Genomic DNA, 14,435 nt, shown 5'->3' with positions numbered 1-14,435 from the left:
AGTATAAAGCAAAGACCGCCAAAGTTAACTCTATAAAACCCCATGCAAAACTTGATTTCATTGTCAGCCGTACTCTGGCTAAGATGCTAAAAATAATCAACCCCCCACTTTATGAGGAGCAGAAAAAATTTACGGAATTATTTCTCCAAAAAGGGGTTCCTGTGAACTCGAAGTATGGTGATCTGGCATTCACTGAAATGGGGATTCAACTCCTTTTAACCGATATCATAGCTGTTAAAGAACTTTATTTCATCCCGAACATTACCGACTCAAAAAGCATGATAGACAGGCTAAATACATGGTTCCGTGAAAAGAAAAATGATGGACCCTTTGTCATTGCTGCCGTAAATTATCCGAGGTGGATCGATCCTCCCCCCCCCCAGATACCCGAGATACCCCAGATAAAATGCCCATCTAAAAAGCAGGGGGAACCTGATTTTGTGCACTGGGTTGTTATTGTCAGAAAAATCAACAACACTGGTTTTCATAATAATATAGACATATGGACATGGGGCAAGATGTTAGAATCACGCCAACTTATCAAATATACAGGTGGTCAAAATCCAGATTTAACAAGTGGATACCTGTATTCCATCATTCTTGGCTGCCTAAAGCCCGAATAAGGGCAATTCTACATTTTATCCTCAATTCCCGAAAAATGTAACTATAAAGGATGTTGTAGAGAACTGTTTTACGACCTCAAAAATCATATGGATATGAAGCGGATTCGAGTTCACTCTGCATCCGCAATGGATGGAAGGTTGTTCTTACAATTCCTWGCGCTGATCTATGTCAGTTCTATACGTTCCACAATAAAAAAAGACGAAAAAATTAAATATTTTACAGTCGAAAAGGTGATGGAAGAGATGGAAACTCTGGTCAAAATCAAATATTCCAATCGATATGGGCAGGTTTTCACTGAAACAACACCGACTCATCGACGGTTAATGGAGCTCTTCAATATAAAGTTGTCACCATAGTTACAATTTTCGGGAATTCAGGTTGCATGCCCCCAGTCCCGCAGGGCGTCCATATTGCCCAGGTAGAGACAGGACTCAAGCCCCTGAGCTATATTGGCAAGTCCCCGGGTAATTTTCCGGGTCACAAAGGTTTCTCCCCGCCTTGGGGATTCATGGTTAAAAAGAATGCCGTTGCAGGCATACATACCATAGGCTTCACGGTAATTGACCGTAATCCAGTAGGCATAAAGCTTGGCCACGGCGTAGGGACTGCGGGGATAAAAGGGTGTGGTTTCCTTTTGGGGTATCTCCTGAACCTTACCGAAAAGTTCACTGGTGCTGGCCTGATAAAACCGGGTTTTTTTCTCAAGTCCCAGAATACGGATGGCTTCCAGCAGCCTGAGGGTGCCCAGTCCATCCACATCCGCCGTATATTCGGGAGACTCAAAACTTACGGCCACATGGCTCTGGGCAGCAAGATTATAGACCTCGTCCGGCTGTACTTCCTGAAGAATACGGGTAAGATTGGAAGAATCCGACAAATCTCCATAGTGTAAACAGAAACGGGCATTTTCCACATGGGGATCCTGATAAATATGATCAACCCTCTGGGTATTAAAAAGGGAGGCCCGGCGCTTGATTCCATGGACTTCATAACCTTTTTCCAATAATAACTCAGCCAGATAGCTTCCGTCCTGACCGGTAATTCCGGTAATAAGCGCTTTTTTCACAAAAAACTCCTCCCATACTTTAACTGAACACATTCAATATTCATCCCGGTGAATCTCCTCCGGCTTCCGCATGAAAATCTCCTCCGGCCCCACCCTTTTCAAGGTAAACCATCATCTGAGGATAGGCTTTCATAGACTCTTTTATAATCCTTGTCACGGGTAAATCCTGAAAAAGACCATGATCCTTTTCATAACGCATATGTTCCCTGCCCTGAATATCAAAGGGATGCAGCAAGGCATCGTTTTCACCGTCAAAATCCAGGGGCTGAATACCAAAGCGATCACAAAGCTCCCGGTTGAATGTCGGTGTCACCTTGATCCAGCGGTCCGTCAAAAAAAGGGCCACATAACCATGGTACACAAAAAGATCAGTTCCCATAACCTCCCGCATACGGGCAGTAGACAGATGATTGCGAACATCGGCAAAACCAAGACGGGCAGGAATACCAGCAGCCCTGAGGGCGGCAGCCAGCACGACTGCTTTTGCCACGCAGTAGCCATACCCCTGGTTAAGGGTTGTTGAAGCTTTCATACCATGAACGGAAAATTCTATGCGATAAGGATCATAACGGATTTCATCCCTAACTGCCGTATACAGTGAAATGGCCGTGGCCCTGAGATCCCCTTTTTTTTCATGTCTGCGGACAAAAGCAAGAATATCAAAATGATCGGCATCCATGAAGGCTGTTATGCCAAGATCCCCTTCGCTGGGGGGAATCTCCATATTTAAAACTTCCGGTTCAGTCACCAGCATCTCCTTTCATACTTCTACGGACCTAATTGTTCAGCCACATGGCAATCGGGCCGACAAAGTTGGTTCTTAGCCAGCGAAGACGGTTCTGGACGCTTGAATACGGACAAAATCGCATATGAAAACCAAGGCCAGCTTCAAAGGAAAAAACGCTTTTTCATATCTTCTTCCAGTGCCTGAAGCAGCAGAATCTGTTCATCATCCAGCTTACCTTCTGCCCGGATATCTTTAATATCATCGAGAACATGATAAACAGCTCTGCGCTCCCCACCCCGCCAGTCCTTTGGCAGGCTGTCTCCAGTCCCGGCAGTCAGACTGGCCATCTGCCGCCTGCCAGCTTCCTCCACAAAGGGGTGCTGCTCTCCCATCCCGTTCCTGAAAAGAAGACGGGCCGCAAGAACCTGTAAGTCCGTGGATAATTCCGGCAGAAAGGCCAGTTTCCCTGCAATATCCATCGCATGAAAATCACTGCACTGGACCTGCTCGGCCTTTGAAAGAAAACCTTTCTGATAAAGGGCGGCATCGGGATCAAGACCCTCTATTTCCGGGTATCGGAATTGGCGGTGATATTTTCCTATGGCTTCCAGAATATCCGGACGGGACCGCAGCCAGGCCATATTATTTTCTGCAAGCTGACGTTTTTCATCAAAAAGACGCTCCCAGAAACGGGAAACAGGCGGCAGCACAAAGGGCGGCTCACCGTTTCTTTTTCGGATAACAAAACTTGTGGCTTCGGGATTCTCAGGATCGGTTTTCTGTAAATCCTCCGTATCCAGACGCAGCCACAGACTCTGGTTGGAATAAGGAATGGATTGCCCCAGCCCCAGAACCGGTGCCTGATACCCGTTTTTTGACCCGGCTTCAGAACCCGTCAGCACACCATAGGGATGAATCCCCAGAGAAGACTGAAAAGCCTCCGGGAGCTGATCCTGACGCAGACCATCCTTTTTTTTATCAAAACCGGCAACAAGGTACTCCCACATATCCTTTTCCGAAGCCAAAATCTTAGCCAGCGCCAGGGTAGCTTCCACATCCACCATGGCATCATGGGCCATACCTGAAGCCAGACCGTTTTCCCTGTTCAGGTTTTCAAGCTTCAGACTGACCCTGCCTTCCAGCTCCGGCCACTTCAGAATCTCAGGCCGGAAAAGATGGAAAAAGATGGTAAGGGGAAAAATATCCATGCGGGAACAGCCCGAGGCAAACTGATGGGTATAGGGTGGAAGAAGGTTTCTGTAAAAAGCAAATCTTAAAAATATATCATCAAAATTAAGCGTATTGTAACCAAGGGAAAGGGTTCCACGGGTATTGAGCAGGCTGTGTATCCGGCGTATGGCATCATATTCCAGCTCCCCGGACCCAAGTACATCCAAAGGTATTCTGTGGGTTATAAGGGCACCGGGGGCAATGAGTACATCTGGCCGCAAACGGATACGGATTTCATGGCGCTCCAGCTCATGAAAAGCCATATCCGTGCGTATGGCTGCAAACTGCAGGATCTGATCAAAGGCAGGATTCAGGCCTGTAGTCTCAAGATCATAAAAGAGATAGCTGGACATGACACTCCTTCTGGCAGACGGACACCTCTAAAGATATAAAAAAGGTAATTATTCAGCAGGGTTTATTCCGAACTACCAATGCTATAATTGCAGCAGCTTCGTACTATTGCAAGGCTCCTTGGCTGTTTGCAAGTGACATTGCAATCGTTTCGGATCAGAGCTTTGCAGGCCTGTGCGAAAGAAGCGGCAAACTGTTTGAGCCGCCACAAAGGCAGCGCGCTTAAGCCTGCCATGGTAATAAATAAGCTTATCCTGCCTGTGGCGGGGAGTTTTTGCCGCTTCCGCACAGGGCAAGAAGCTCCCGAATAAGATTGCGTCACGAGCAAATAGCCTGGAGCCTGTGCATCTGTCTTGCAAGCATGGTACTTAGCAAGCTGTGCTGAACAGTTACTAAAAAAGGACATGCGCGGAACAGATCTCACCACTTAAGCCCTTTTTCGATGGATACCGTCAGGCTGTAGGTCCGGCCTCCAAGGTCCTTTAAGGGTGGGATGCTTCAGACTTTCCTTAAGAATACTCAAAAAACGTCTGCGGCCCATGGTCACGGCCCCCATGCTTATAAGATGATCTGTCTGCACCTGACAGTCAATCAGATCAAAGCCCCAGGCATCAAGCTGTTGCACAAGATGCACCAGTGCAACCTTTGAGGCGTCTGACACCCTTGCAAACATACTCTCACCGAAAAAAACACGGCCCAGACTGACCCCGTAAAGCCCTCCGCAGAGCTGCCCTTCCCTGTCACGGGTTTCCACGGAATGGGCATATCCCGCATCGTGCAGCTTCTGATAAGCCCTTCTCATCTCCGGTAAAAGCCAGGTTTCCTCCCCCCGCTCCGTGCGTATGGTGGAGCAGGCTTCCAGCACTCCTGCAAAATCTGTATCCATGGTGACAGAAAAGTCTTTTTTTCGCAGACGTTTCCCAAGGCTTTTTGATATATGCAAAGCATCCGGGAAAAGGACCAGCCTTGGCTCCGGAGACCACCACAGAATCGGATCATCCTCTCCATACCATGGAAAAATCCCCTCTTTATAAGCCAGCAGCAGACGCGGCAGACTTAAATCCCCTCCCACAGCCAGAAGTCCGCTTTTATCGCTAAGTTCCACTGGAGGAAACTGTAAGGATCTGTCCAACCTGAAAACAGGCATATATTAAAGACTTTCCGCCTGAAGAGCCTTGAAACTGAAGGTCAGCCTGTCCTGTTTCACCCCGATGGAAACGGTGCCGCCGGATGCAAGATCGCCAAAGAGCAAGGCATCAGCCAACCTATCCTTGACTTCCGTCTGAATGAGGCGGTCAAGGGGTCTTGCACCAAACTTGGAATCATAACCTTTTATGGCAAGCCACTGACGGGCCTTGGCGCTCAGCCTTAAAGACACCTTACGTTCTGAAAGCTGTGTACGGAGAAGCCCCATGAACTTTTCCACCACCTGTTCCATCACCTTCTGATCCAGAGGAAGAAAGGCAAGGGTATCATCCAGCCTGTTTCTGAACTCCGGAGAAAACATGCGGTTCACCGCAGATTTCCCTTTTTCTGCATCATCCCTGCTTGAGGAACCAAAACCAATGGAAGCTGTGGCCATTTCCCTTGCACCCACATTGGATGTCATGATCAGCACCACATTCCTGAAATCCGCATGTTTGCCATTATTATCCGTAAGCCTTGCATAATCCATCACCTGCAGCAGAATATTGAACACATCGGGATGGGCCTTTTCAATCTCATCCAGAAGAAGAACCGCATGGGGATGTTTGCGTATCTCATCGGTAAGAAGCCCGCCCTGCTCAAAACCCACATAACCGGGAGGAGCACCGATCAGACGGGAAACCGCATGCTTTTCCATGTATTCACTCATGTCATAGCGTACAAAATGGATACCCATGACCGATGCCAGCTGCCTTGCCACCTCTGTTTTACCCACGCCGGTAGGGCCTGTGAACAAAAATGAACCCACGGGTTTTTCAGGATTTCCAAGGCCGGAACGGGAACGTTTGATGGCCGTCACAAGGGCTGATATGGCACTGTCCTGTCCGAAGACCACATCCTTAAGACGATCTTCCAGCCGCCCGAGCCGTTTTTTATCGGAACCGGAAACACTTCTGGCCGGAATTCTGGCCATGCGGGAAATAACACCCTCCACATCCTTTTCCGTAATGACCGACCTCGCTGAACGGCTTTCGGATCGTTTGAGGGCATACATGGCACCTGCTTCATCCATCACATCAATGGCTTTATCCGGCAGAAAACGATCATTCAGATAACGTGCTGAAAGCTTGACAGCCGCCTCTATGGCCTCCGGCTCATAGGTGATATCATGGTGTTTTTCATAACGATCCTTAAGGCCTTCAAGGATTTTTATGCAGGCTTCTTCATCGGGTTCTGCGATCTCAATTTTTTCAAAACGCCTGGAAAGCGCCCTGTCCTTCTGGAAATGATTTTTGAATTCCTCATAGGTTGTGGAACCTATGCAGCGGAATTCCCCAGATCCAAGGGAAGGCTTAAGAAGATTGGAAGCATCCATGGAGCCGGAACTGGTGGCCCCTGCACCCACAATGGTATGAATCTCATCAATGAATAAAATAGCATTTTTCTGTTGTTTTAAGGCCTCAATCACCTTTTTTAAACGCAGCTCAAAATCGCCCCTGAATTTGGTACCCGCAAGAAGGGCTCCCATATCCAGAGAAAAAATCCGGCATTCCTTCAGGGAAAAAGGCACTTCACCTTTATAAATTCTCTGGGCCAGCCCTTCGGCAAGGGCGGTTTTACCAACCCCTGGATCTCCCACAAAAATCGGGTTGTTTTTACGCCTTCTGCAAAGCACCTGCAGGGTACGCTCCAGTTCAGCACTTCTCCCCACAAGAGGATCCATGCGTCCTGAAGCTGCATGGGCCACAAGGTCAAGGGTATAACTGCCAAGGGGATCTTCCTTTGCCCCTTCCGCCTCACCGGTCTTCTGATCAGGACTGGCAGCGGGCGAACCCGTGTCCATTCCGTGGGAAATGTAGGTCAGAACTTCCAGGCGGGTAATGCCCTCACGCTCCAGATAAAAGGCCGCATGGGAATCCTTTTCCTGAAAAATTGAAGCAAGAATGTCACCTACACTGACCTTGTTTTTTTCCGCACTCCGGGCATGATTGACCGCCCTTTGTATCATACGCTGAAAACCGACGGTCTGCTGCAGCACATAATCCGTATCATCGGGAAGACTTTCCATACGCTCCCGGAAAAAGGTCTCCAGCCGTTTTTTAAGTTTCCGGATATCCCCACCGCAGGCTTCCAGAATTTCAATCCCTGCGGCATCGTGAAGGATGGCAAAAAGTACATGCTCCACACAAACATACTCATGGCGGCGTTTCTTTGCTTCACGTACGGCAAAACCCAAAGTGGCACTTAACTCTTTGCTGATCATGATTCCTTCTCCATCGTCGTTCTCAGGGGAAACCCATGGGTCCTGGCATGGAGGGTCACGGCCTCAACCTTGCTTTCTGCTATTTCATGGGTATAGACGCCACAAAGCCCCACACCCTTCCGATGGACACTTAACATGATATCCATTGCCTCTTCCGGTGTCTTATGGAAAATGGAAACCAGAACTTCAACAACAAAATCCATGGTAGTATAATCATCATTGTGCAGAAGTACTTTATAAAGGGGGGGATGATCTTTTTCATGCTCTTCCCCAAGGAGTTCTTCCAGAGACTCTTCAAATTCCGTATTCATCCCACCCATTCGTTTTCTGCTCCTTACTTACCATGACAGACTAAAAAACTTTTTTTCCATACTACAAAAACATACTACCTCATTAAAGACCTCTTACAGTATCCACAGGTATATCTAAAAAACCCGGATATGTTTCCGGTATTTTTTTAGATTAAGACTTCATGGCACAAGGTCAAGGGCAAGATCAAAGGCACATTCTTCATGGACTGTTTTTTAAGGCATATTTTCAACCACAGCACTTTTTGTACTTCTTTCCGCTTCCGCAGGGACAAAGATCGTTGCGCCCCACCTTGGCTTCTTTACGGCGCAGCGGCTCTTTACTGTCATCATCCTTGCCATGGGAAAAAACAAGTTTGTCCTGCTTTAGTTCCGGCAGGGGCTCAAGTTCCGTTTCACGGCGGATCTGGACACGGAAAAGAATGCCTATCACCTCATTCTTAATCCGCTGAATCATATCCTGAAACATGGCAAAACCCTCTTTTTTATACATGATCAGAGGATTCTGCTGGGCGTAGCCACGCAGACCGATGCCATCTTTGAGGTGATCCATACTGAGAAGGTGATTTTTCCACTGAGAATCCACTGTCTGGAGAACAATGAAACGCTCCAGCTGACGCATTTCCTCATCACCCACAATGGCTTCCTTTACTTCATAAAACCTGGAGGCGGCATCCTTTATGATTTCAGCCAAAGTTTCCTGGGGTATATGCTCCGTCTCTTCAAAGGCTTCAGGCTTTTCAATGGTAAAGAAAAAACGACGCCCAACGGCCTCCACCACATCATCCCAGACAAGCGGTGCATGAACAGGATCATAGCGAAAAGAATAAGCCGTATCCTCAGCCACTTCCTCTATCATTTCGGAGATGAAATCCTTCAGGGACTCGCTGGTCAGAGCCTCCCTGCGCTGGCGGTAAATCACCTCACGCTGCTGATTCATCACGTCATCATACTCAAGAATATGCTTACGGATATCAAAGTTATGGCCTTCAACCTTCTTCTGGGAATTTTCAATGGCTCTGGAAATCAGACGGTGCTCAATGGGTTCTCCTTCCTCAAGGCCCAGCCTGTCCATTATCTTTCCTATACGTTCACCACCAAAAATTCGCAAAAGATCATCTTCAAGACTCAGGTAAAAACGGGAAGAACCCGGATCACCCTGTCGGCCCGAACGCCCCCGGAGCTGATTGTCTATGCGCCTTGATTCATGCCGTTCCGTAGCAAGAATATGCAGGCCTCCCAGTTCCCTGACCCCATCTCCCAGAACAATATCAGTTCCCCTGCCCGCCATGTTAGTGGCAATGGTCACCCGTCCCTTCTGCCCGGCCAGAGCCACAATTTCCGCTTCCTTCTGATGCTGTTTGGCATTCAGCACCTCATGGAACACACCTTTTTTTGTAAGAAGGCTGCTCAGATATTCTGAGATATCAATATTAATGGTTCCCACCAGAACAGGCTGCCCCTTTTTGTGCAGGGTAGCTATTTCTTCAACAATGGCCTGAAACTTTTCTTTTTTTGTCTTATAGATCATATCCGGATGATCAATACGGATCATGGGCTTATGGGTGGGAACAGATAAAACACCCAGACCATAAATCTTTTTGAATTCAACAGCTTCAGTCTCTGCCGTACCCGTCATACCACCCAGCTTATTATACATTCGGAAGTAGTTCTGAAAGGTAATGGAGGCAAGTGTCTGATTTTCATTCTCAATGGTCACACCTTCCTTGGCTTCCAGTGCCTGGTGTAAACCTTCGCTGTATCTTCTGCCCGGCATGAGTCGTCCGGTAAACTCATCCACAATAATAACCTTATCATCCTGAACAATATAATCCGCATCCCGCTGGAACAGGGCATAGGCCTTCAAGGCCTGATTCACATGATGGAGGATCTCGATATTGGCAGGCTCATAAATATTGGGCGTTTTCAATAACTCCTCAATCCTCGCCACACCCTCTTCCGTAAGACTGACGCTGCGGGCTTTTTCATCTACCAGATAATCCCTCTCCACCTTCAGGGCAGGCATGATCATATTCACAGAGTAATAAAGATCCGTAGATTTTTCTGCAGGCCCGGAAATAATCAGAGGGGTTCTTGCCTCATCAATGAGGATGCTGTCCACCTCATCCACAATGGCAAAATTCAGCTCCCGCTGGGCTAGGGTATCTCTGTGAAACTTCATGTTGTCACGGAGATAATCAAAACCGAACTCATTGTTGGTGCCATAGGTGATATCCGCAGCATAGGCTTCCCTGCGCTGTGCATCATCCATGCCATGCACCACAATGCCAACGGAAAGGCCAAGGAAAGAATAAAGCTTCCCCATCCATTCCGCATCCCTGCGGGCCAGATAATCGTTCACCGTAACAATATGCACGCCCTTGCCTGTGATGGCATTCAGATAGGCCGCAAGGGTTGACATCAGCGTCTTGCCTTCACCGGTCTTCATCTCTGCGATGCTGCCTTCGTGCAGGGCAACGGCACCAATCAACTGACAGTCAAAATGACGCATCTCCAAAACCCTGCGGGAAGCTTCACGCACGGTTGCAAAGGCCTCCGGCAAAAGAGACTCAAGGGATTCTCCTGCTGCAAAACGCTTCCGGTAAACTTCTGTTTTTGCTGCCAGCACAGAATCATCAAGACTTTCCATTTCCGGCTCAAGGGCATTGACGGCATCCACATAACTTTGCATGCGACGCAACTCCCTTTGATTCATGCTGCCAAATATCCGGGTCAATATACGTGCAATCATAGGACCTTCCTGATTTTAGAATAAAAAACGTCACTCCTGTCGAGCGCATAAAAAAGACAGGATTCCCATAAAATAATGACGAAAAAATACAAATAAAAAAAGATTGTACCGAATAAAAAAACCAGTCCCTATTCGGTATAAATACTAACATAATTCTTAAAAAACAAAAAACCGGAGCCACAGCAAGCTGCCCGGTTTCGTTATCACAGGATCGGTCTTTGTTTACTCACGGAAATTCCCCTTTTCGGGGCAAGAAAAAAACAACCCAAAAAAAAACTCCTGTTCTGGCAAGAAAATCAAACAATAAGATTTCATATCCGGCCAAGGCTGCCAGAAACAATAATATGAAACGGTATTCAATCCAGAATATATTTGACAGGATTTACAGGTACACCATTCAGCCGGACCTCATAATGCACATGGGGCCCAGTACTCCTACCAGTATTACCCATTTTTCCAATAACTTCTCCTCTGGACACCCTTTGTCCTGATTTTACCAAAGCCTTCTGCAGATGACCGTAACGGGTAACAAGACCATGTCCGTGGTCAATATTTACCACAATACCAATGGCTCCCCTATCCCCTGCAAAACTGACTACCCCTTCTGCCGTTGCCAGCACAGGCGTACCTGGCCGATTGGCGATATCCAGCCCACTATGGAACTCACGCTTTCCGGTAAAAGGTGAGGTCCGGTATCCAAAACGGGAAGTGACCCATCCGTCTGCAGGACGAATGGCCGGTGTAACGGCCAGAAGATTCCGCTGATCTTCGAGGGATTCAAGAAGGGATTCAAAACCATCAATACGCCCAAGGGAATCCCTGTCCAGATGCACCACACGCTCATGCATTTCCCTAATAAGGCTGGCATGATTCTCCGAAAGTTCCAGTCGCATGTCCAGATCTTCCACAGGGGTTCCACCCAGGCCAAAAATCCCGTCATTTTCCTCTCTGGCCTCCATATTGGCTATGGTTCTGATTTTCTGTTCAAACTCAGAGAGTGTCAAAACTCTGTTTTTTAAAAGATTCAGCTCCTTTGCAAAAAGCTGAATCTGATCCCTCTGCATCAGCAGCTGTTCTTCGTTAAACGCCAGCTCAGACTCAAGAAAAGGGACTTCCGAAGCACGGGTCAAAAGTCGGCTGTAATCATAAATAACCCATGAAAAGGCAGCAAAAACAAAAAAAAGCAACAGAAAAAAACCATAAACCATACCTTTATGAAAGGTAAGCTCACGAATCTTTGATCCTGAATGACTCATGATATAAAAGGTCATTTTCTGATTCATACCTTAATCCCCCTGGTCTGAGGCAGAACGGATCAAGCCTCAGCTCTCCGTACAAAGCAACCTGCACTGAATAATTACTACCCATGATGATTTTTAACATATGAAAAAAAACTGTCAAGGTACAACTCACTCCTGCACCGGAAAGTGCCCTGTCCCATAGAAGACCCGCAGACAATATACAGAGTACCAACTTGAACTTCTACTACAGTACTATCACACAGTCCTGAGTTCCATGGCCTTCAGGGTATTTTTCATCAGCATGGCTATAGTCATGGGACCAACCCCCCCCGGAACCGGAGTAATCCACCCGGCCACCTCAAGGGCAGCATCATAATCCACATCCCCCCTGAGAATGGCAACTGTTTTCCCCGTTTTTTCACTGATACGCTCCCCCACCCTGTTCACACCCACATCAATAACACAGGCTCCGGGCTTGATCCAATCCGGCCGGACAAGGTTCGGTACACCTGCTGCTACAATGAGGATATCCGCCCGCTTGCAGTGGGAAGCCAGATCCCTTGTACCCGTATGCACCACCGTAACCGTTGCATTGGCTGCCCGTCCTTTCTGGAACAGGAGATTTGCAATGGGCTTTCCCACAATATTGGATCTTCCCACCACCACCACCTCAGCACCAGCTACGGGTACCTCTGCGCGGACAAGCATCTCCTGAATACCCGCAGGTGTACAGGGAACAAAAGGTGCTGAACTCCCTTCCAGCATGAGACGTCCCACATTCGCAGGATGGAAAGCGTCCACATCTTTGACAGGATCAATGGCATAAATAACCCTGGACTCGTCAATATGTTTTGGCAGGGGAAGCTGAACCAGAATGCCATCAATGGTATCATCCCGGTTATACTTTTCTATAAGAGCCAGAAGATCCGCCTCACTGATATCTTCCGGCAGATTTTCCTGCACCTCTTTAAAACCCACCCTGTGTGCTGTCTTTATTTTCAAAGAAACATAAGAGAGAGAAGCAGGGTTTGCTCCCACAAGGATAGTAACAAGACCGGGAGGACGCCCTGTTTTTTCCTTGAGTTTAATTACCCCTTCTGCCACTTCGTCCAGAATGGTTTCCCGCAGTTCTGTCCCACGTATAATTTCTGCTGTCATAAGAGTCTTCCCCTGATTATTTTTCATACATACTCAACAAAGCCATAAACTGAACGACATCTTATTCGGAAGCAACGCCTGTATCCAACACCCGTATAGAAATCCATGTAACAAGGGGGGCAAGGACCAGAGAAGTCAGCATGCCTATGGTTCCAGCCTCCGGAGATGAGCTGACACCGGTGAAATAAAGTCCAAGACAGGTGCCAAGGCCACCAAAACCCGAAACAATGGCCGCAAGGCGGGTAGTTTTTTCATAAAAAAGCCCCCAGATAAAGGGGCCTAAAAATGCCGATCCTATGGCTCCCCAGGATATCCCAAGGATCATTATGATAGAAGACGGACGGGCATAAGCCAGCAAAACAGAAAGAAGAATAAAAAAGAAACTGGCATAACGCATCAACACCGTCAACTGCAGGTCGGAAACATCTTTCCGGATAAATCCGGCATAAAAATCCTTAACCATGGCAGAGCTGGAAATAAGAACCAGTGCCGCAAGGGTTGACATTGAAGCCGAAAGCACGAGTAGAAGAATCAGCACCGAAAGGGAGGCTGGGACCACATTGGCAAGGAGCTCCGGCATTAGCGCATCAAAAATAGGAAGGCCATCCCTGAAGGCTCCGGGGGTAGACTCAGGAGAAAGAAAAAGCCTGGTTGTTGATCCGATAAAGTAAGCAACTCCACTTATCATCAGGGCAAAAAGGGTTGAGGCAACGGTTCCTATACGTATGGCTCTGTCATCCCGGATGGCATAGAATTTCTGAACCAGCTGAGGCATGGCAAAGGGAGCCACACTGGTTAAAAATACAAGGCAGAAAAGCGGCCACCATCCCGGTGGCCCGACCACAGCACCCAGATCCGGATTAATGGCCTGTAAATCCGTTATGATATTCATCACACCCCCGCCTTTGTGCAGGGTAAATCCCATAAGAACCAGCACGCCACCAACCATAATCATACCAAAAAAAACATCCACGAGGGCCATGGTACGGTATCCGCCAAGGATCATATAAATGGCGGTTACACTGCCCATAATGGCCAGAGCAAGACCGTAATCCATTCCAAAATTTGATCTGAAAAGATAGGAAAGCCCCATAAAAACAGCACTGGTGTAGGGAATGAAAAAAACAAAAATGGCTATGGATGATGGACTCGCAAAAAAACAAAATTTCATAACCGTTTAAATTTGTTGTCTTTATATGATTTTGCTATTGATTTAAAGAGCCGTTTTTGGTATGTATATCCTGTGATATTAATCTATTATAAGGATTTTGCATGATCTACGTCAAAGACCACAAACAGTACGACATGTTCAGCCCGTTTGAGCATCTTGGTCCAAAGAGGCTGGCTCTTCTGGAGTCATCATGGGCGCATCTGTTTCGTGAAGAAATCCTCCACAGACTTCCGGTCAAGAAACTGTTTCATCTCTTTGACGACGGGAAGGGTCGGCCTACCAAGGAACTCCATGCCATGCTCGGACTTGTTTTGTTACACCAGATGGAGGATCTGACTGATGATCAGGCTATTCGGCAATATGCCCTTAATATCGAGTGGCACTATGCACTGAACATT

Annotated in this window: 11 protein-coding genes and 1 pseudogene; 2 read left to right on the top strand and 10 right to left on the bottom strand. The window is 47.5% G+C overall.

The features are described from left to right. On the top strand, positions 1-623 hold a 623-nt coding region (locus FIM25_RS17220; RefSeq protein WP_179953467.1), incomplete at its 5' end, for a hypothetical protein. Positions 624-1,003: 380 nt separating this feature from the next. Here the strand turns inward: FIM25_RS17220 and gmd are convergent. The 10 genes and pseudogenes from gmd to FIM25_RS16250 form a co-directional block, all read right to left on the bottom strand. Continuing rightward, positions 1,004-1,690: pseudogene (gmd, locus tag FIM25_RS16295) on the bottom strand (GDP-mannose 4,6-dehydratase); the annotation flags it as partial. 40 nt (positions 1,691-1,730) lie between these two features. Continuing rightward, positions 1,731-2,438, bottom strand: a complete 708-nt coding sequence (locus tag FIM25_RS16290) for a transglutaminase domain-containing protein (RefSeq protein ID WP_246052246.1) — start codon at positions 2,436-2,438, stop codon at positions 1,731-1,733. Positions 2,439-2,578: 140 nt separating this feature from the next. Continuing rightward, positions 2,579-4,000: an exonuclease domain-containing protein gene (locus FIM25_RS16285; RefSeq protein WP_139450916.1), complete on the bottom strand. Its 1,422-nt coding sequence runs from the start codon at positions 3,998-4,000 to the stop codon at positions 2,579-2,581. A 425-nt stretch (positions 4,001-4,425) separates the two neighbouring features. Continuing rightward, on the bottom strand, positions 4,426-5,145 hold the full coding sequence (gene aat, locus FIM25_RS16280) for a leucyl/phenylalanyl-tRNA--protein transferase (RefSeq protein ID WP_139450915.1): 720 nt from the start codon (positions 5,143-5,145) through the stop codon (positions 4,426-4,428). Between the two features lie 3 nt (positions 5,146-5,148). Next, positions 5,149-7,407: an ATP-dependent Clp protease ATP-binding subunit ClpA gene (gene clpA / locus FIM25_RS16275; protein WP_139450914.1), complete on the bottom strand. Its 2,259-nt coding sequence runs from the start codon at positions 7,405-7,407 to the stop codon at positions 5,149-5,151. Further along, positions 7,404-7,727 carry an ATP-dependent Clp protease adaptor ClpS gene (locus tag FIM25_RS16270; RefSeq protein ID WP_425456390.1) on the bottom strand — a complete coding sequence of 108 codons (324 nt, stop codon included), beginning with the start codon at positions 7,725-7,727 and terminating at the stop codon, positions 7,404-7,406. The genes clpA and FIM25_RS16270 overlap by 4 nt, the downstream gene beginning before the upstream one ends. A gap of 217 nt (positions 7,728-7,944) precedes the next feature. Next, entirely contained in the window at positions 7,945-10,467 is a 2,523-nt protein-coding gene (gene secA / locus FIM25_RS16265; protein ID WP_139450912.1) for a preprotein translocase subunit SecA, read from the bottom strand. Positions 10,468-10,823: 356 nt separating this feature from the next. After that, the gene (locus FIM25_RS16260) at positions 10,824-11,750 is read right to left on the bottom strand and encodes a M23 family metallopeptidase (protein ID WP_218961485.1); all 927 of its coding nucleotides are present in this window, start codon (positions 11,748-11,750) and stop codon (positions 10,824-10,826) included. A 213-nt stretch (positions 11,751-11,963) separates the two neighbouring features. After that, positions 11,964-12,866, bottom strand: a complete 903-nt coding sequence (folD, locus tag FIM25_RS16255) for a bifunctional methylenetetrahydrofolate dehydrogenase/methenyltetrahydrofolate cyclohydrolase FolD (RefSeq protein WP_139450911.1) — start codon at positions 12,864-12,866, stop codon at positions 11,964-11,966. A 61-nt stretch (positions 12,867-12,927) separates the two neighbouring features. Next, the gene (locus FIM25_RS16250; protein WP_139450910.1) at positions 12,928-14,037 is read right to left on the bottom strand and encodes a sodium:solute symporter family protein; all 1,110 of its coding nucleotides are present in this window, start codon (positions 14,035-14,037) and stop codon (positions 12,928-12,930) included. Positions 14,038-14,138: 101 nt separating this feature from the next. Here FIM25_RS16250 and FIM25_RS16245 point away from each other — a divergent pair. Further along, positions 14,139-14,435 (top strand): transposase (locus FIM25_RS16245; protein WP_139450909.1); only part of this gene is annotated, 297 nt, incomplete at its 3' end.

Origin of the sequence: Desulfobotulus mexicanus (genome assembly GCF_006175995.1) — a bacterium.
In the GTDB taxonomy this organism is placed as follows: Bacteria; Desulfobacterota; Desulfobacteria; order Desulfobacterales; family ASO4-4; genus Desulfobotulus; species Desulfobotulus mexicanus.
This window is presented reverse-complemented; position numbering and strand designations above follow the sequence as displayed.